The following is an 18,088-nucleotide window of genomic DNA, read 5'->3' as shown; positions in this document are numbered from 1 at the left end:
CAAGGCCATGATTAGATGCACTCTCATCGACATGACCGTGCATGCGCCCTTCGTCGACTGGCGCGGCGGATGCTAACAGAGAGTTAGTGGCTGACTAGATACGGCTTGATCAAAAAAATCAGCAGTGGTCAACAAGTGACCCTCGCTCCTCGCGGACACAATCAGCCGCCCACAACCGCTTGATCTTTGAGCATCATCTCGACGCCACGACCGCAACGCTGATTACCGAGCCTGGGACCGACAAGATCTGCTCGTCGAGCCCGTCTGCCGGGACACGTGGGCATGGCCGGCGGCTACCTCTACGCTGGTGGGTACCCGCATGACGGATGTGCTCGGAAGTCACCAAGGAACTCGACCTAACCAGCACTCTCGGATGCTTTATCGACTTCGCGACCCTGGCCGGGCTCCGCCGACGCGCGCCTACCTTTCAGCATGCGGTTCGACTGCCGCGGTTTCCCGCGAGCACCGCCATCCGGTGCAGGAGGACGAGCTGAGCGGCGGATCTTCCTCATCGCGGAGGTGATGCCGGGGTGCTTCCATCGTCGAACGCCACCGCATCACCGCCGCTCTGCGGGCATGTCAGCACGAAATCACGATCTATCTGACCGTAACCGATCCGGCAACAGCTCGCGCCTCCGCACCACCGGCTGTGCCTGAGGACGAACGCTGCTCCGGCTGAGGCCCGTTCCTGGCTGTCGCCTGCCCTTGTCGCAACGCATCCGCAGCGTGGCCGCTATGCCGAACTGTGGACGCTGGCGCACGCCGGAGGCGTAGAACCCCGGTCCGGTACCTGGTCATGAGCTTCCCCTGTCAGGAGCGTGGTCATGTCACGTCAGCCAGACCAGCAGCCCTGGGATGCCTCTGTCGGCGATCTGCTGCGCGCGGCGACCAACCAGCCGAGAGGCTCGTCGCTGACGATCGGCGATGGGATCCCACTGCCCCGTCCGGAACTCGGCCGCGTCTCCGGCGCGTTTGAGTACGCGATGACCACCCTCGACTCTGCGGGCCGTCTCGCCGACCGATCACCGCTGATAGCGCTCGGCTGGCTCCCGGGAACCCGCCTCAAGATCAGCGTTCACCATCACGTGCTGATCGTCGAAGCCGACAGTGCGGGCACGGCGGCCGTCACCGCCCGGTGTCGCCTTCAACTGCCCGCATCGGTACGGCACCGCTGCCGGCTCAGTTCCGGAGACAGAGTGCTGACCGCGGCCTGGCCGGATCACGGCCTGCTGGTGCTGTACCCCAAGCCGACGCTCGACGCGCTGCTCCTCGAATATCACGGCCGTCACGCCGCAGAGGAAGCGTCGTGACCAGCCATGCCGCCGAAGTCGAGGCCGCCCGCCTGCTGCTCACGCGCCTCGGCGTCACACCGGAACAGCTACTAACGTCTACGACGCCGCCCACCGCCCAGATACCGACGTTCACCACCTACATTCGCCAGGTCGCCGAGTCGGTCTCGCCCGGGACCCGCCGCATCTACAGCACGTACTGGAAGCGGATCGAAGACGTCTGGGGCGACCGCCGCCTCGACGAACCGACCGCATTGGAGATCCGGCAGCTCGCCGAACGCACGAAAGCCGCAGCGGTCACCCGCAGCAACGCGCGCGGCGGCCGTAGCGCCGCCGAACATCTGATCTCCGCGACCCGCTGCCTCTACCGGTACGCCGTCGCCGACGGCATCATCGCCGAGGCCGATAACCCCGCCACCCGAGTACCCAAGCCGCGCCGGCTCGCCAGCACCCGGCGCGCCCTCCCGCACAGCGGCCTCGCCGAGATCATCGAGATCGCCGGCAGCACCGGCAACGACCCGGAACTCGACTCGCTCGTCCTCCGGTTTCACCTCGAAACCGCCTGCCGACGGGGTGGTGCCCTCGCACTCCGCCGCACCGACCTCGACCCGCAACAGTGCCTGGTCCTCCTCCGGGAGAAGGGCGGAACCGTGCGGTGGCAGCCGGTCTCGCCGACGTTGATGGCCCAACTGCTGGCACATCACGAGCAACGCGGCGGCGATCCGAAGGCGCAGCTTCTGCGCTACCGCAACGGCAACCCCATCACTTCCCGCCGGTACGACCACTTCTGGTCCCGGATCGGCCGGCATCTGCCGTGGGTCCGCAGCCAGCAGGTCAGCACCCACTGGCTGCGCTACACCACGCTGACCTGGGTCGAACGCCACTTCGGCTATGCCGTGGCCCGCGCCTATGCCGGCCACGAGGGCAAGAACGACGCCGGCGTCACCTACACCTACGTCCGCGCGGCCCTCGAAGAGGTTGCCCGAGCCTTGGCAGCTCTCACCGGCGAAGCGCATCCGCTGTCCACCGACGGCCGGCCCAGTGGACTGCCGCCTATTGCCGCTCGCTGACCAGCTCCTTCCCCGGCCGAACGGCGAAGGAAAGTGCCGGTCGTAAGCCTCTCCACCGTGCGGCGTGGCTCTGTCGGCATCGGACAGTCGGGTAGTGTCTGACGTGTGTCAGGTCGGATGCGCGTTGCTCTCGCGACCTTTGGTCCCGATGAGTTCGAGACCCTTCACGCCGCCTGTGTCTCGGCGGGTCACGAACCCGTCGCCTACGTGCACTGCCGATCGATGAAACCGCGGAGCCCCACGGACGCTCGCGCGGCTGAGGTTATCGGCAGGCTGACGGAAGCATTACCGGCGGGTATGGATCTGGTGTTGCCCGGTACCGCTGAGGGCCTGGCGGATGCCCTGGCCGGCTACCGGCTGGACCTACTGGTCGTCTACGGCTTCAACTGGAAGCTGCCCGCTGCGGTGCTACGCACACCCAGCGCGGGTGTCATCAACATCCATTCGTCGTTGTTGCCGAAGTATCGGGGTCCGGCTCCGGTGTTGTGGGCGATCCGCAACGGTGACGCGGAGATCGGGTTGACGGTCCACCGGATGGACGAGCGATTCGACACCGGTCCGATTCTGGCGCAGCAGGGCGGCATCCCGCTGGATGACGACGTCACCCCGCAAAGGCTGTGGCAACGGATCCGCCCGGTTCTCGGCGAGGTGCTGGGCACCGCGTTGGACCTCGTGGTGCGGGGCGCGCCTGGGGTGGCGCAGGTTGATGCGGATGCGTCCCATGCCGGGTTCATGGAGCCCGAACTCTCGGTGGTGGACCGGTCGCGGACCACGGCGCAGGTGCACAACCAGGTGCGAATGTTCCGGTTCATGGGCCCGCGGCACGCTCCGGTTGCCGAGGTCGGCGACCGCTGGTTGAAGGTGTTGCAGACCCGGCTGGAGCCGGCCGAGGGAATCCGGTTGGAGTGCGCGGACGGACCCGTCTGGATCGTCGAGTCGGCGCCAGCGCAGCCGCCGGCTATCCGTCGCTGAGCGCCTGGGCGATCCGCCGGCTCAACGCCTGGGCTTCCGGATCGTCAAAGTCGGCGAGTAGAGGCACCGCCTGTTCGAGGTTGGTCCTAGCCTCCGCTCGCCGATCCTGCTGTGCGAGGACGTTCGCGAGGTGGTCCAGGTTCCGTGCCTGGCTCCAGCGGTCGCCGAGTTCGCGATGGGTGTCGGCGGCCACCCGGTAGAAGTCCGTGGCCTCGGCGATGCGGCCCAGCTGTTCGTACGCCTGGCCGGTGCCCTCGATCGCGAACGCCTCACGGCTGCGGTCGCCCAGCTGCCGTTGGATCGATGCCGCGCGCTGGTAGGAGATCAACGCGTCGGCGGGTTGCCCGGCGGCGCGCTGGACGTGGCCGAGTTCGACGAGCCAGTGCGCCTGCCACACCTGGTTCTCGTCCTCCTCGGCGATGACGAGCGCCTGATCGATGGCGGCACGGGCACCATCAAGATCGCCTAACCCTCGGTGTGCCCAGCTGGCGAGGAAGAGTGCGTTGCCCTCACCGAAACGGTCACCGATGTCACGGAACACCGCCAGCGTCTCGCGGAGGATGTCCGCGGCGGCTCGTGGTTGTTGCAACTCGCAGAGGGTCTCGGCGAGGTTGCTCTGCATCAGGGCTTCCCAGCGGCGCTCACCGAGATCATGGAAGATCTCCCGGCTCTGGTCGAAGAACGACCGCGCGTCCTCAAGCCAGCGGCGGCGCAGGCCGATCAGGCCGAGTGCGTTGGTGGACTTGGCCTCGCCGAACCGGTCGCCGATCTCCCGCCGGATGTGCAGGGCGGTGCGGTGGCTGGTCTCCGCCTCGTCGAGCCGGCGGGCCTGGAAGTATGCCTTGCCGGCGCTCTCCCACGCCTCGGCCTGTCCGACGCGGTCACCGGACCGGGTGGCGGACTCGGCGCCGATACGGCTGGTGGTCAGCCAGTCGTCGAAGGCGTTCTGATGGATGTAGAGGGCGCGGAGCACGGCCGCGAGCTGCCAGGCGAGCGTATGCAGCCCCGCCTCGGCCGCGGCCCGGGTCGCACCAACAAGGTTGGCGGCCTCCGTCTGGTACCAACGCAGGGCGCTCGCGTAGCTGTCGAAGGTGAGCAGGTGTACGTCCGCGGGGACGGGCCTCGCCAGGTGGTACCGGTCGAAGGGAACGATGTGGGACTGGGCGGCGTCGGCCGTGTGCAGATACCAGCCGATGATCCGGCGCAGTGCCTCGGCGCGGGCGTCGGCGGATTCGAGGGCACGCACCTGGTCGTACGCGTAGGCACGCAGTAGGTCGTGGAACTGGTACCGGCCGGGAGCGGGTTGCTCCAGCAGGTGTGCGCCGACCAGCACGTCCAGGTCCCGGCGCACCGTCCGGGTGTCGGTGCCGGCCACGGCCGCCGCGGCGGGCAGGCTGAAGTCGGTGCCGGGGTGCAGGCCGAGGAGACGGAACAGGCGCGCCGCGGGCTCCGGCAGCGCCCGGTAGGACCAGGCGAACACCGTACGGACGGCGTCGGTGTCATCGTCCTCCGCAGTCAGCGCGTCCCACAACCCCGACTCATCGCGCAGGTCGGCGATGAGTTCGCTGAGGCGCATCATGGGCCGGCTGGCGGCGCGTTCGGCGGCGATCCGCAACGCCAGCGGCAGTCGTGCGCAGAGCCGGGCCAGCTCCACCAGCTCGTGGCGTTGATCGCCGACTCGGTACCGTGCCGTCACGCTCCTCAGTAAAGCAACGGCGTCGTCCTCATGAAGGGTGTCCACGCCGACACGTGCGGCGCCGTGCCGGGTGACCAGGCCGGAGAGGCGACTGCGGCTGGTCACCAGAACGGGTGAACCGGCGGTCCCGGGCAGCAGCGGCCGGACCTGCCCGATCGTCGCGGCGTTGTCCAGGATCACCAGCATCCGGCGGTCGGCCAGCAGCGAACGGTACAGCGACGCGCGATCATCCAAACCGACCGGGATGACCGAGACCGGTACGCCGAGGTCGCGAAGGAACCGGTCGAGCACCTCCTCAGGCGTCGCCGGTGACCCCGGGTCGTAGCCGCGCAGGTTCACGTACAACTGCCCGTCCGGGAAACGGTCCCGCACGCGGTGCGCCCAATGCAACGCCAAGGAGGTCTTGCCGACCCCGGCCGTACCGGTGATCACCGTAACAACCGTCGCCACGGCCTCCTCGGCGTTGTCGGCCAGGGCTTCGGTGAGGTTGGTCAGCTCGGTGTGCCGGTTGACGAAACCGCGAATGTCGCCGGGAAGCTGCGACGGCATGATCGCGAACGGAACGTCCGCTCCCGGGATCAGACGGGGCTGTCTGGCGCGGCCGGTGTCGCCGGACGCCGCCGGACGCGTCTCGTCCGGGTCGGCCGGCATGGCTGCGCTCTCCGATCAGACAGATGAGGTCGGCGGCTACGGCTGACGCGGCGGGGGAAGCGGCGCCACGTGCTCGGCGAAGAACTGCTCCAAAGGCTGGCCGACCTCATACAGATCTTGAATAAAGCGCTGGCAGCGAGTCACAAGGGCATGGTCGACGAAGCGCCGGACGTGGTCCAGGACGCCGTCATCGCCGTACACTGCCTGATACATCGTCGATGTCCCGTGGGTGTAGATCTCCGGCAACGGCGCATCAGACTCGAAGCCGGCGACCTGCTCGCCGGTCACGACCCGCACCTTCCCGCCGTACTGGTCACGCATCCGCAAGATGTGCAGTTCCCACTGCAGATACGGGATGATGGGCTGCTCGACCACACGCACCCGCCGATTGACGAAGCCGTGATCCTCAATCTTGCGGTAGTAGTCGATCATGTCCGACCGGCCGGCTTCGATGAGGCGCATCGACCCCTGCCAGTCACCCTTCGCGAACGCTTCCCAGCTCGCATTTCCGGGCTCTTTGAAGAACTGCTGCCGTTCCAGCTTCCAAAACCCGGGCGCGGAGGTCGACCAAAGCTTCTCGTCAAAGTCGGCGTAGTAGGCGTCGAGTTCCAGGCGCTCGCCCGGCGCATCGCCGAGAAGGTCAGGCATCCGGGATGTCCGCCTTGGCGGCGAGGATCGTCGCGCGCGGGATCACGACCAAGCGCTCCCCCGGGTCGACGCTGACACCATCCGGCAGCCGCGCGCCATACGCTTCGGTCAGGTCCGTTCCGATGACGACGACATCGCCGTTGTCGAGCTCCCACATGTCCGGGCAGCTAGCGTCACCCGAGGTCTGCCCCAACTCGTGTGACGACTTTCCCAGCCGTCGTAGAAAGGCGGCTGAGGAGTCAGCTTCCCACTGTGGAGTCATCATTCCTCACAACCGAGCGACAAGTTACTCTGCGTGAACATATCATGACCGACGAATGGGAGCAACGCGCTGACAACGGCGGGCTTCCGCGAAGGACGCCATCGTCGGCCGAGCGGGAGCATCGACCAGCAGGGCTCGGGCGGCTACTGCGCGATCAACAACTCTGGCGAAAGCGGCGACTCTTCCCTGATCACCTGGCACTCCACACGCTCCATACGCCTGCAGGTGGGCTCCGCGGCGGTGGACCTCGTCGGCGTGACCGGTCTGGGTGTGCATGGCGTCGGCGGTGAACAGCACCCCTGCCGGAGTCCCGAGGACGCGCTCGACGGCGTCGAGGAGCGGGGTGAAGGCCGGGATTTCGTTGCTTTTCGCCTCGACGGTGATCTGGGCGAGGACGATTCCGGTGCTGGTATCCAGGGCGGACAGCAGATGAACCTGGCGTCCGTGGTGGTGGGCGCCACGGAGTGTCTTCCCGTCGACGGAGATCACTGTTCGATATCTGGCCGGACGGGCGGCTGGTAGTGGGGTGCGGGCGTGGAGCCACCTGGCGAGAATGATGCTGAGCAGGTCGTCGCCGAGGCGGGTGAGTAGCCGCCAGGCGGTCGCGCCAGCCGGGATCCCACCGGTGAACCCGAGTCGGCCCTGTCCGGTTTCGTCGAGGTCGTGGAGCCAGTCGGTGATCGCCGCTAAGGATGACGCCCCGGCGAGAACGGCACAGACCGCCACTGCGAGCAGAGATGTCAGCGGGTAACGGATCCCGCGTGGATCACGCGGATCGGGAACCGCAGCGAGCACGTCCAACAGCCCGGCACGTTCACCGTCGGTAACCGGCGTGGCCGGGCTGGCGGGGGTGGGTGCTGTTACGGCGAGTGCAGGGATGAGAGATGATGCCATCGGCGGGTGTGGTCTTTCTGGTGGTCCTGAAGCGTGGTAACTCCATGATCACCTACGCGATCCCACCCGCTCTCTTCGCCTCCACAGAGGCCGATCACACCTCAAATCACCTGGTCAAGACCCACTACGCGACTACGCAATGACCCTGGGTACCTCCTGCCCTGTGACCGCTGATATAGGAGGAGAGCAGTTGACCACGACTGACGCCGAGCGGCGAAGCTGGACCACCCCAGAGACACAGGACGCGGCCCAGCGCACCTACACCTCGATCATGGCCGCATTGGCCCGCTCAGCTGCACTGAACCAGTAGCGGTGCGAGGTGTTCTTGCAGGGCTCGTACCTGAACGCGACCAACACCTGCTTGTCAGCGAGCGCGTCGACTACCCGCCGGCTGCAGAGCTCTCGGTCAGGAGACGATCCGCTTCCGATGCGATCGCGGTCAGTTCTTGAGCAGCAGTCCCGCGCGCCTGGTCGGCGCCGCGGATCTCGTCCTGAGCGGCCTGGATCTCGGCGAGGAAGGCGTCCATGTGTGGGTCGATGATCTGCCAGAGTTGCCGGCGTGCGTCGGCCGCGATCTTGTCGGCGTGTCCCATGATCTCGGTGACGAAGGCTGCGTGCCGACGCTCGTCCTGGAGCTGAGCGGTGCGCGCTTCGCGTTCGCCTCTCCAGACTTCGTAGCCAGTCAGGCCGATCTGTATCGCGAAGCCGCCGATCTTGGCGGCCTTGCCGATCCTGTCAGCGAGTTTCAGAGCCTCCCAGGGCTTGAACTTCTTCCCGAACAGGTGGCCGACGTCCTTGACGAGGTTGTGGCCGACCGATCCTGACGCGCTCTTGAGGCCGTCTCCGGCACCCCACCACTGCCGGCCCTTTGTGATCTGATCGGTGACTCTCCGCCAGTCCATGTTCCGCACGGTCTGGTGGCGTGCGGATGGGTCCGACGGCGTGGTCTGCACCCCGGGCGGCGTCTCCAGCGCCACATCACTCGCGGGCGGCGATAGAAGGCGTTGGGCTCGATTGCTGCCGCCGATCTCCGACAGTCGTTCCACGAACTTGTCGAACTGCATCGCGGTCAGCCGGTTGATCGCTTGGGCGAGCTGCTCGGCATGGCGCTCGAGTACTTCCAAAAGCCGTGCTTCGGCCGCGTCGCGGGCCTCGTTCGCCTGTGCATCGTCGGTGCGGAGACTCGTCGCCGTGTCGACGAATGCCGTGACGTCGACCAGGCACGCTGATCTGAACTCCGTCTCGGCCGTGAGCAACGACCTCTCAATCATGTAGCGGCGGTCGGAGACCGCGGAACGCTGCGCGGCGAGCAGGCCGAGCGCGGACTGCACCTGGGGGTCCTCCACGAACAGCTGCTGTGCCTCGTCACACAGCTGGCGGATCAGGTGCAGCGGCTGGCGGAGTCGGGCGATTTCTCCCCGGTCCTCACTGATCTGGTTGATCTGCGCGCGCAGGTCGTCGATGCCGGAGCGCGTGCGCAGCAGTTCGGCCCGGGCACCGCCGTCCAGACTGCGCAGGTAGTAGACGGAGTCGACCTCGGCGATCGGAAGGTTGAACGCCGAGGTGCCGAGCGCGTCCTGGACCGCCTTGTCGCGCACGCCTTTGGCCGCGGTCTGCTTGCCGGCCTGGGTGATCACCACGATCATCTGCCCGAACAGCTGCAGACCGTTCGCCAGGCGCCGCAGGTAGTCGCGGGAGGCGTCGTCGAAGAGGTTCACGGTGATGACGAACAGGATGAAATCTGCCTCGCTGATCGCCTCGGAGGCCAGCTCGTCGTGGCTGCGCAGACCCGACTGGACACCGGGTGTGTCGACGAGCACCACCGCGCCGTCCCATTCGTATTCGGTGACGGCGTCAGTGGCGATGTCCGCGTCGATGACCGGATCCACGGCCCCGTCGGTCAACGCTTTGATCAGGCTCGACTTGCCGCTGCTGAACTGCCCGGTCAGGACCATCCGCGGCTTCTGGCGGGATTCGATGCGGGCACGGGCGAGCATCTCACCGGCGAGCGCGCCGGACCCCGATCGCAGGACGTGCTGCAGGCGTGGCATCAGCTCCTGGGCACGCATTGGCAGTTCATGCACGAGGACATTCGTCACGAAGGCCTCCTTCGACCGTTTCCCTGATCCGCACGTCGACACCGGTATGAACGCGGGCGAGAGCACGCCATGCCTCCTGGACCCCGGCGGCCACGGGCTCGTCCAGGACGACCTCCAGGCTGTCCGGGCCCGTCTCGTGGACGGTCACCTCGCGTCCCGCCAGGTGCCGGATGATCTGCAGCGCGCCAGTGCTCGCCGATCCCTCCACCGACGTGGGCACGATCCGTTCCACGCACTCCGCCGCCGGGGAGAGTTCGAGTTCGCTGAAGGCCGACCGTGGGAGCTCGACCGCGATGCCCGCGCCCCTCCAGCGGGTGGCCCGGATGACGGCGGACGCCACCGTCTCACGGCCCGTGCCGCGCAGGAGCTCGCAGGCGAGTTCGGTGTCGATCCGGGCGATCGCCGGCTCGATCTCTTCCGACGCGGCACGCTGCAACACCGCGAGGGAGCGCTCGAGCACGGCGCTCGCGGCGTACTGCCGGGCGACTTCCTCCTCGACGGCGTCGAGCCAGCCGCGTCGCACCCTCTCTGCGGCCGGTACGAGATCTCCCTTGAGCTTCGTGAGCCGCTCGGACATCTGGTCGCGGATCTTGCGACGGCGGCGTTTACGGATCTCCGCGGCACTGCGGAACGTCCTGTCGCCGATCCAGTCGATGAGCCGGTCGGCTCCCAGCAGGCTGGAGGCGATGCCGATGGTGCCGCCAGCGACCACACTGATCGCGGTGCCGAGACCCGGCCCCAGGAGAGTGCCAGCGGCCGCGCCGGCCTTCGCGCCCAGGGCGAGCCCGCCCAGCCCCAGGGCGAAACGCCCACCGGTTTTGACCGCGCGATTACCCCAGACCGCGCCGGCGCCGTCAAGATCACGGAAACCATCGACGGCGAGCCCCGCCCAGTCGTCAGCCACGTCGACGGCGATGTCCTTGAGGTCGGCCCGCAGCCGCCGTCCGGTGTCGGCGACGGAGCGCCCGAGTTCGGCGCGGAGCGCGGCGATCTCGCCGTTCAGCCGTTGGTTGATCTTGTCCAGGTCCTGGTCGACGTCGACGGTCTCGGCCCAGCGTTCGCGGGCGGTGACGGCTGCCGCGAAGGCGGCGGTGAGTTCCTCGTGCGCGTCGTCGACGCGTCGCACCGCTCGGGTACGGAACTCGAGTTGCATCCCCATGCTCGCCTTCAGCGCCGCGGACGCCGTGATGCGCGCGTCCGCCAGCGCGCCGGCGGCGTCCAGCAGCGCCAGGCGCAGACCGTCGCAGATGCTGATGATCCGCCGCTGTTCGCGGGTGCTCTCCGCTTGCAGGCGCAGTGCCCCGACCAGGGCATCGATGCGGCTGTTGGCGTGCAGGATGCGGGCTTCGTCGGCGTCCAACTCGCCAGTGGAAGCCAGTCGGGCCGCCTGGGCGTGGATCGCCACCGCGTCGAGGTAACGCCCGCCGGCGCGCGAGAGGTGACGGCGGATCGGAGCCAGGTTGCCCTCCGCATCGGCGAACACACGGTAGGGCTCCTCGAGCATGTCCATCAGCCCGATCTCGTCCGTGACGTCGGTGAGACAGTTCATAGCGACGAGGATCGGCTTGCCGAGGTCGGCCAGCCGTTCGAGCGCGTGTCCGGTCTGTTCCTGCGTGGCCTGGTCGGTGGCCACCCAGAGGACCAAATCCGCGTCCGCGACCTGACCGAACGCGACCTCGTAGTCCTCTTCGCCGTCCGTGGCGCCGACGCCCGGAGTGTCGACGATCTCGACACCGATCTTCTTCGCGACCCGGACACAGAAGTCCCGGGAGTAGCGCTGCCTGCCGTCGCCGACGCGTGTCCCGTCGCCGGCGGACAGGTACTCGAACAGGGTGCTCTTACCGGCCATCGTCCGGCCCATCAGGACGACGCGAAAGGGTCGTTCGACATCACGGTCCGCGAGCAGGTCGCGGACGGCCTCGATGCGTACCGAACTGTCACGCAGGACCTCGACGGCGTCGCCGAGCGACCCTCTGTGTTCACTCCCGCTGCTCTGTGTGTCTATGTCCTGCGCCGCCTGCGCCAGGATGCGAGACGCATCCCGCCCACCGGCCACCAACAGCGCCCGGAACGCCTCGGGCACGGCCATCGACGACGTTTCCGCCCCGGCTGTCCGCACTCCTACCGACTCCTGATCCGGCGCGCCGGGCCGGCCGGGGATCCGCCCGGTCACGGTTGAACCTCGGTCGCACCGGACAACCGTGGCAGGGCCGGTGAGACGTCGCTCCGGACATTCCTTAATGACCGTTTACCCGCCGTATGCGGACAAGTCGCCATCACCCCGCGCAGTAGCTTGCGCGCCTGCCTCCCCCTGAGCACGGGCACACCGTATATGCGCCCACCGACATACCGGGTCTCAGTGGCCGTCACCGTTCGACCATGCAGAGGGCTACGCGCCGCCGGGGGCACGCCCTCTGCTCTCGGAGAGCTTCGAGCCTCGACTGGGCCGTGTAGTCGGACGCGTAGGAGTCGACGACGTTTACCTGGACCCGTATTCACTGGTGGGCCTCAGGCCGGGTGATGCCGGCCGATGAGGCGCAACTCCACGATCTTGTTCACGAACGGATACCCCGTGATGGGTTCATCGTGGCCAGCATTCGTAATCTCGGCAGTAAGCCGTTCCTGCAGCGCGGCCCGGTCTGCGGCGCGCGTGCCGGCCCAGGTTTGGCGCACCAGATCGAAGTAGCCGGCATAGCTGCCCTGACCGCCGGGCAGCGCGGTCTGGTCCAGCACCGGAAACAGGGCCGGGGCGATGAAGTGCGACAGCTTCGACGGAAACACCCCGGACCCCGAGGCGGTCGGTTTGATCCGTGCGCCCAGCGCGGGAAGGTCGCAGACCTGTTCCCAGGTAACGGTGGTGATGTCTCCGGCGAGATTCGGTGCGATCACCGACGCCCATGCGTGCTGCAGGTCCGTGCGGTGGTGGCAGAACCGCTCGGTTAGATCGGAATGGCGAGCATTGCGGGTAGCGATCCACGCGTGGAGGTCGCGCAGCGTCTGCTTCCACCAGGTGTCGGTAAACAGGCCGTCGGTGATTTCCGCTCGCCGCCGGTAAAAGCTGTTGTGCAGGTCGGCGGGCCACTTCGGGCGAGTCTTCCAGTAGCGGAGGCCATCCTCGAGTTCAAGTAGCGGATCTTCAATCATGCGCGCAGAGTACGGCCGTCGGGGCGCGGCTTCCGCGGCGCACGAGGCTTACGTGGCTCGATCGTGGCGGTCGTGCTGTTCGCCGGACGTGGTCCAGGACGCCGTCGTCGCCGTACACGGCCTGGTACATCGTCGATGTCCCGTAGGTGTAGATCTCCGGCAGCGGCGCATCGGACTCGAAGGCGGCGACCTGCTCGCTGGTCACGACCCGACCCCCCGCACCTTCCCGCCGTACTGGTCACGCATCCGCAGAACGTGCAGTTCCCACTGCAGCTTGTCCTCGAGTAGCTGCCGGTACTCGCCGGCGGACGCAACTCTCGTCACCGGGGTCTGTCCACGATCCCGAATGATCTGCGGAATCCTGTCCCCGACCAGTTTTGCCTGGATCACGAACGCAGCTCCCAGCACACCGACGACATGTCCACGCTCCGAGCAGAACACCTGGACGCGTTCCACAACATGCGGGAGTCTAGGCCTGGACTTCGCACATGGTTGTGGACTGCCGTTATAGCCAGCGTGGTCGGGTGGGGTCGACGTTGAGTAGGGCGAGGAGTTGGGCTTGGAGCCAGCCGGGTTGGGGGATTTTGGGTGGTTGCCGGTTGTGGGCGGGGATGAGTCGTAGGTCGTGCAGGGCGTGGAGGATGAGTCGTGCGGTGGGTCTGACGGCGCGGTTGTCGTAGGCGTAGAAGCCGGTCATGTGGTGGCGGTCTTGTTCGGCGAGGCGGAGGCGGACTTCGCGTTCGATGAGGCTGAAGATGAGCAGGGCCAGGCAGATGATGGTGATCAGGGCGGTGATCCTGCGGTTGGTTTGCAGGAATAGGGGTGCGACGGCGAGGGGTCCTTTGATCGTGGAGTAGCGCTGTTCGACGGTGTTCTGGCCTTTGTAGCGGTGCAGGATTTCGGTGGGGTCGGCGTCGGTGGGGTCGAGGTTGGTCAGGAGTGCGTACCAGCCGTCGGTGGCGGCTTCGGCGTCGATTGCGGTCTGGTCGAAGTGCCAGGCGAAGGTGGGTTTGTCGGTGTTCGGGTCGGTGGTGATGGTGGTGCGCAGGTAGGCGCTGACACGGCGTTTCTTGCTGATCTGGACGGCTTTTGCGGTGACGGCGGTGGTGTCGGGGTGGTGCCGTGTGCCGGCGGTGCGGGTCAGGGTGTCGAGTTCGGTGCGGGCTTTGCCGAGTTTCAGTTGCCGGGCGGCCTCGGCGGCGTTCTGGTTCGCGGTGGAGTGGACCAGGATCCGGCGGATCTGGTGCACCGGGTCGGTTCTGCGGGGGCCGGGCAGGTCCATGACGTCTTCGGTGACCCGGTAGGCGCAGCGCCGGCCGGCTGGCTTGTGGGTGTCTCGCTGGGCGATGTAGTCCACTGTTGTGGTGCTCGCCGGGTCGATACCGGCGAACAAACCGGCCGGGACCCGGGACGCGGCCAGCGGGGCGAGGAACCTGACCCGGGCGTCGGTCATCGCGGTGACGTTGCCGTAAGAGATCAGTTTCGAGTCGCCGACCATCAGGAATTCGGGCGTGGCGGCCAGTTTCTGCAGGGCGTGCATGGCCTCGACGACCTGAGCGACCTCACCGGCGCCGCCGTCGTAGACCTGATGAAACACCGGGACCGCCCCGTCAGCGCTGACCGCGATCCCGGCTTGGATCTGTTTCAGGTCCGGGCGCCGGTCTTTCGGGTGTCCCCAGCCCGGCTGCGGGTATTCGGGATCGCTGTGATCGTAGGCGCCGCAGAGCGAGATCGAGGTCATGTCCCAGTGCAGCCGGGTCACGTCGATACCGAACCTGTCGATCGCCGCCGCGCCGACCGTGCCGACGATGGTGTCCGTGTGCTCGGCGACCGCGTCCAGCGCCCGGCCGAGCCGGTCGTCGCCGAACGCGGACGCGGCGATCCCGTACACCTCCGGGACCGCCCACGCCCGCGCCCAGTCAGCGATCCCGGCCATCGCGGACGGGTTCGTCAGCCGGTTCGCGATCAGGACCTCGATGACCTGACCATGCGTCGCAAGAGCGATATCACGGATCGGGCACAGCCCGTCGATGATCCCGGCGATGTCGATCCGGCGGCAGAAATCCGCGATCACCGGCAACGAACCGAGACGTTTCTCCAGCACCACACCCTCGACCAACTCGGCACGAGGACGCACAGCACTACGACGAGGCACACCCATACCCGTCCAACACATCGATCTTGATCAGAGTGACGGGCATTCACTCCAAAGCATGTGCGAAGTACAGGTCTAGGGAAGACCGTCTCGCGCCGCTGCCCGCAACACGCCGCTGCAGCCCGCGTCACCCGATGGGCATCGAGCGCACGACGCCAAATACAGCGGGACGCGCACATCGCCGCTTGACATGATGCGGACCCAGCAAATTCCTTTCCTCGGTGCGGGTATCCGCGATACCCGCACCGAGGCGTAGGGACAGATCAGGCGAGAGGGTGCGGCTCTCCGGTCAGCTGCGCGAGCGCTGCACAGACTTCCTGGAGCGTGGCGCGGACGTACGTCGCGGTGGCAGCCACATTGCCGCCCTCCGCATGACCGGCGTAGGCGCGGGCAACCGAGAAGCCGAAGTTCCGCTCGACCCACGTCAGCGTGGTGTGCCGCAGCCAGTGGGTGCTGATCTGCTGCGTATGCACCCACGGCAGACGTTCGCCGACCCGTACCCACAGATGGTCATACCGTCGATACGTCAACGGTCCCCCGTTCCGGTAGCGCAGCAGCGCCGCACCCCGAGCCGCACCCCGCTCCAGACCATGCCGGAGCAGATGCTGCATCAACGTCGGCGACACCGGCTGCCATCGCACGGTGCCACCCTTCTCCCGAAGAAAGATCAGACACTGATCCGAGTCAAGATCCTCCGGCCGCAGCGCCAACGCCCCGGCACGACGACACGCCGTCTCGGTATGCAGCCGCAGCAACATCGAATCCAGCTCCGGATCATCCCCCGTCGACGCCGCCACCCGATTGATCTCCTCCAACCGGGTATCCGCAATCGCCCGCCGGGTACTCGGCAACCGCCGCGGCTTGGCGACCTTCAGCGCCGGATTGTCCCCGTCTCTGATGTGCCCGTCCGCGGCCGCCCGCCGATACAGACACCGCAGCGCCGCGATCAACGACTCCGCCGCACCACGGCCACCCCGAGCATTCCGGCGCGCCACCACCTGCAGCTTGACCTCCTCAACAAGTCGCTCGATATCCGACGGACTCGGCTCGTCGATCCGCCGCGCCCCCCACACGTGGACGACCTTGTTCCAATACGACCCGTACGCCTTCAACGTCCCCGGCGTCACCCCGGCCGCCACCACCGGCACATACTCAGCGAACGTCGGCACCCCCACCCGGGACTCCGGCGCCAGCGCCAGATCCTCCGGCGAGATCCCCATCCGCTCCAGCATCAACCGCGCCGCAGCCAACTCCGCCTGTCCCGCTTGCGACGTGCTCATCGCCCGTCACCGCCGAACGCGTCGTCGAGGGCTTGGCCGACCAGCACATCGAGCACCGCTGGCGGATAGACGACAAGGCGACGACCCACAGGATCAGCGGCCAGCAGCACTCGATCGCCCGGCGAGAGCCGGCACCACTGCCGCGCCGCCGCCGGAATCAGCAGCCGATCCCGTCCTGTCACCCGGAACACACCCTGCTCATCCGCGCAGACGACGATCAGACCGCCGCTCTCACGAATCTCCAGACGCGTCCCGACCGGCCAGTCCAGCGCACCGAACACCGCCCGATCGGCAACCCGCCCGTTCAGGTCGACCGTGCTGCATCCGTAGACCACCTGGCCGTCACGTACCTGCACCAGCCGCGCCAACGGCAGCGGCCCACGCCTAGCAGGAACCGAACCCGGAGACTCCGTCCGAGGGATAACAGGCTGTACAACTCGCCCGCTCACCACGACCACCCCCGCCCCGCGGAGATGTCCGGGAAATAGAACAGGGCCCGGTGGTCAGGTACCTCTGACCACGGAGCCCGCATTTTGTGCACAAAACCCATGAAACTGTGTCCGAGGGGGGACTTGAACCCCCACACCCTATACGGGTACTAGCACCTCAAGCTAGCGCGTCTGCCATTCCGCCACCCGGACTTGCACTACGGTGTTGCCGCCTCGGTTCCGTTTCCGGTTCCGCGCTCTTCAGCGCCGCACAGGAGGGAACTTTACACGGTCCGGACGTCTGCCTTCACCGGGGGCACCCACTCCTCCTCATCACTCCAGGTAATCGCCGAACGGGCGGTGGCGGGGAGGGTATGGCGGTGCTCTGATAGCACGGTAGGGAATGCTTGGGCGCCGACACCGCCGAACATGTAGGGCGGCTCGTCTTCGACACAGGGACCGGACGGCAGGGTTTTATGTCACAGACAACAACCGAAACGTGGCAGAGCGTAACCGACGAGGAGGCGTGGGACCGGCAACTCTTCGCGCAGCCGCGGGACGGGCACTTCCTGCAGAGCAGCCACTGGGCGGCGTTCCAGCGGGCGAACGGGCGTGAGGTCTATTTCGGCCGTGGTGAGGGCTGGCAGTGCCTGGTGATCGTGGAGCGGGCGGGGGACGCCTGCCGTCTCTACTGCCCCTACGGGCCGGTCGCCGATGATCTGACCGCGCTGGAGCGGGCGGTCGAGGCGCTGCAGGATCTGGGCAGGCGGGAGGGCGCCGGTTTCATCCGGGTCGAGCCGTGGGCGCCGGTCACCAAGGACGACCTGGTCAAGCTGGGGCATTTTCCGTCGAAGCGGAACATGCAGCCGGGGCTGACCTGGGTGCAGGACCTGCCGGGCAAGACCAAGGATCAGCTGGTCCTCGAGTTCGCGCCGAACGTGCGTAACCGCTGGCGTAACGCGTACAAGAAGGATATCTCCGTCGTTTCCAGCACGAACCCGGACGACGTCGAGATTCTCCTTCAGATGATCCACGACGTGTCGAATCACACGGGGATGATTCCGCACGACGACGAGTACTACCGGCGGCAGACGAAGACGCTGCTGGAGCGGGGCGCGGGGACGATCTACATCACGAAGCACGGCGAGCAGCCGATCGCGGCGGCGATCGTCTACGAGAGCCCCACGACCCGCTATTACGCGCACTCCGGCAGCCTTCTGGAAGCGCGGAAACTGCACTCCGGGACCGTCATGCTGGCGACAATGGTGCTGGAGGCGCAGGAACGCGGACAGCAGGTCTTCGACTTCGTCGGCGCGGCGCCCAAGGACGAGCCGGATCACCCGTGGGCCGGGTTCACCGAGTTCAAGCAGTCGTTCGGCGGCCGCTACCGGCAGTACCTCGGCACCTGGGAGATGCCCTGTCTCGGCCTGGCTCCCGCCCAGCAGTGACGCGCAGGGCACGTGAGGTACAGGGAAGCAGTGACCGACAGGGCAGAAACAG

At 67.2% G+C, this 18,088-nt stretch carries 16 protein-coding genes and 1 tRNA gene; 4 read left to right on the top strand and 13 right to left on the bottom strand.

Going from position 1 to position 18,088, the window contains the following annotated elements; genetic code table 11:
* The first annotated feature begins 824 nt into the window (after window positions 1–824).
* The 3 genes from J2S43_RS07130 to J2S43_RS07120 all read left to right on the top strand — a co-directional run bounded on the left by J2S43_RS07130 (window position 825) and on the right by J2S43_RS07120 (window position 3,331).
* Window positions 825–1,310, top strand: coding sequence for a hypothetical protein (locus J2S43_RS07130; protein ID WP_306827811.1), 486 nt, complete (start codon window positions 825–827; stop codon window positions 1,308–1,310).
* Complete coding sequence (locus tag J2S43_RS07125) at window positions 1,307–2,359, top strand: tyrosine-type recombinase/integrase (RefSeq protein WP_306827810.1); 1,053 nt, start codon at window positions 1,307–1,309, stop codon at window positions 2,357–2,359. The genes J2S43_RS07130 and J2S43_RS07125 overlap by 4 nt, the downstream gene beginning before the upstream one ends.
* A gap of 117 nt (window positions 2,360–2,476) precedes the next feature.
* Window positions 2,477–3,331, top strand: coding sequence for a methionyl-tRNA formyltransferase (locus tag J2S43_RS07120; RefSeq protein WP_306827809.1), 855 nt, complete (start codon window positions 2,477–2,479; stop codon window positions 3,329–3,331).
* Here J2S43_RS07120 and J2S43_RS07115 read toward each other — a convergent pair.
* From J2S43_RS07115 to J2S43_RS07055, 13 genes are all read right to left on the bottom strand, one after another.
* On the bottom strand, window positions 3,318–5,678 hold the full coding sequence (locus J2S43_RS07115) for an ATP-binding protein (RefSeq protein WP_306827808.1): 2,361 nt from the start codon (window positions 5,676–5,678) through the stop codon (window positions 3,318–3,320). The two genes, J2S43_RS07120 and J2S43_RS07115, sit on opposite strands and share 14 nt — an antisense overlap.
* A 36-nt stretch (window positions 5,679–5,714) precedes the next feature.
* Window positions 5,715–6,326: a DUF6879 family protein gene (locus tag J2S43_RS07110; protein WP_306827807.1), complete on the bottom strand. Its 612-nt coding sequence runs from the start codon at window positions 6,324–6,326 to the stop codon at window positions 5,715–5,717.
* On the bottom strand, window positions 6,319–6,483 hold the full coding sequence (locus tag J2S43_RS07105; RefSeq protein WP_306827806.1) for a hypothetical protein: 165 nt from the start codon (window positions 6,481–6,483) through the stop codon (window positions 6,319–6,321). Before J2S43_RS07105 ends, J2S43_RS07110 begins: the two co-directional genes overlap by 8 nt.
* Before the next feature lie 147 nt (window positions 6,484–6,630).
* The gene (locus tag J2S43_RS07100; RefSeq protein ID WP_306839221.1) at window positions 6,631–7,383 is read right to left on the bottom strand and encodes an ISAs1 family transposase; all 753 of its coding nucleotides are present in this window, start codon (window positions 7,381–7,383) and stop codon (window positions 6,631–6,633) included.
* Window positions 7,384–7,862: 479 nt separating this feature from the next.
* Window positions 7,863–9,581, bottom strand: a complete 1,719-nt coding sequence (locus tag J2S43_RS07095; RefSeq protein WP_306827805.1) for a GTPase — start codon at window positions 9,579–9,581, stop codon at window positions 7,863–7,865.
* Complete coding sequence (locus J2S43_RS07090; RefSeq protein WP_306827804.1) at window positions 9,559–11,754, bottom strand: GTPase domain-containing protein; 2,196 nt, start codon at window positions 11,752–11,754, stop codon at window positions 9,559–9,561. The genes J2S43_RS07095 and J2S43_RS07090 overlap by 23 nt, the downstream gene beginning before the upstream one ends.
* Window positions 11,755–12,089: 335 nt before the next feature.
* Window positions 12,090–12,725: a hypothetical protein gene (locus J2S43_RS07085; protein ID WP_306827803.1), complete on the bottom strand. Its 636-nt coding sequence runs from the start codon at window positions 12,723–12,725 to the stop codon at window positions 12,090–12,092.
* Entirely contained in the window at window positions 12,718–12,930 is a 213-nt protein-coding gene (locus J2S43_RS07080) for a hypothetical protein (protein ID WP_306827802.1), read from the bottom strand. The genes J2S43_RS07085 and J2S43_RS07080 overlap by 8 nt, the downstream gene beginning before the upstream one ends.
* Entirely contained in the window at window positions 12,927–13,049 is a 123-nt protein-coding gene (locus J2S43_RS07075; protein WP_306827801.1) for a hypothetical protein, read from the bottom strand. Before J2S43_RS07075 ends, J2S43_RS07080 begins: the two co-directional genes overlap by 4 nt.
* A 181-nt stretch (window positions 13,050–13,230) precedes the next feature.
* Window positions 13,231–14,886 (bottom strand): IS1634 family transposase, encoded by a 1,656-nt coding sequence (locus J2S43_RS07070; RefSeq protein ID WP_306827800.1) that lies wholly within the window; start codon window positions 14,884–14,886, stop codon window positions 13,231–13,233.
* A 257-nt stretch (window positions 14,887–15,143) separates the two neighbouring features.
* Window positions 15,144–16,160 carry a tyrosine-type recombinase/integrase gene (locus J2S43_RS07065; protein ID WP_306827799.1) on the bottom strand — a complete coding sequence of 339 codons (1,017 nt, stop codon included), beginning with the start codon at window positions 16,158–16,160 and terminating at the stop codon, window positions 15,144–15,146.
* Entirely contained in the window at window positions 16,157–16,516 is a 360-nt protein-coding gene (locus tag J2S43_RS07060) for an AbrB/MazE/SpoVT family DNA-binding domain-containing protein (protein ID WP_306827798.1), read from the bottom strand. Before J2S43_RS07060 ends, J2S43_RS07065 begins: the two co-directional genes overlap by 4 nt.
* A gap of 201 nt (window positions 16,517–16,717) precedes the next feature.
* Window positions 16,718–16,801, bottom strand: a tRNA-Leu gene (locus J2S43_RS07055).
* Window positions 16,802–17,064: 263 nt separating this feature from the next.
* On the opposite strand from J2S43_RS07055, the gene J2S43_RS07050 reads away from it, so the two are divergent.
* Window positions 17,065–18,036 carry a lipid II:glycine glycyltransferase FemX gene (locus J2S43_RS07050; RefSeq protein WP_306827797.1) on the top strand — a complete coding sequence of 324 codons (972 nt, stop codon included), beginning with the start codon at window positions 17,065–17,067 and terminating at the stop codon, window positions 18,034–18,036.
* Window positions 18,037–18,088 lie beyond the last annotated feature (52 nt).

The sequence above is a fragment of the Catenuloplanes nepalensis genome, from assembly GCF_030811575.1.
Lineage (GTDB): Bacteria > Actinomycetota > Actinomycetes > Mycobacteriales > Micromonosporaceae > Catenuloplanes > Catenuloplanes nepalensis.
Note: the sequence above shows the minus strand (reverse complement) of the source record. Positions and strands in the feature narration are given on the sequence as shown.

Coding starts and splice junctions, on each gene's coding strand:
- J2S43_RS07130 (WP_306827811.1), top strand. CDS start 825: ATGTCACGTCAGCCAGACCAGCAGCCCTGGGATGCCTCTGTCGGCGAT.
- J2S43_RS07120 (WP_306827809.1), top strand. CDS start 2,477: ATGCGCGTTGCTCTCGCGACCTTTGGTCCCGATGAGTTCGAGACCCTT.
- J2S43_RS07115 (WP_306827808.1), bottom strand. CDS start 5,678: ATGCCGGCCGACCCGGACGAGACGCGTCCGGCGGCGTCCGGCGACACC.
- J2S43_RS07110 (WP_306827807.1), bottom strand. CDS start 6,326: ATGCCTGACCTTCTCGGCGATGCGCCGGGCGAGCGCCTGGAACTCGAC.
- J2S43_RS07105 (WP_306827806.1), bottom strand. CDS start 6,483: ATGTGGGAGCTCGACAACGGCGATGTCGTCGTCATCGGAACGGACCTG.
- J2S43_RS07085 (WP_306827803.1), bottom strand. CDS start 12,725: ATGATTGAAGATCCGCTACTTGAACTCGAGGATGGCCTCCGCTACTGG.
- J2S43_RS07070 (WP_306827800.1), bottom strand. CDS start 14,886: ATGGGTGTGCCTCGTCGTAGTGCTGTGCGTCCTCGTGCCGAGTTGGTC.
- J2S43_RS07065 (WP_306827799.1), bottom strand. CDS start 16,160: ATGAGCACGTCGCAAGCGGGACAGGCGGAGTTGGCTGCGGCGCGGTTG.
- J2S43_RS07050 (WP_306827797.1), top strand. CDS start 17,065: ATGTCACAGACAACAACCGAAACGTGGCAGAGCGTAACCGACGAGGAG.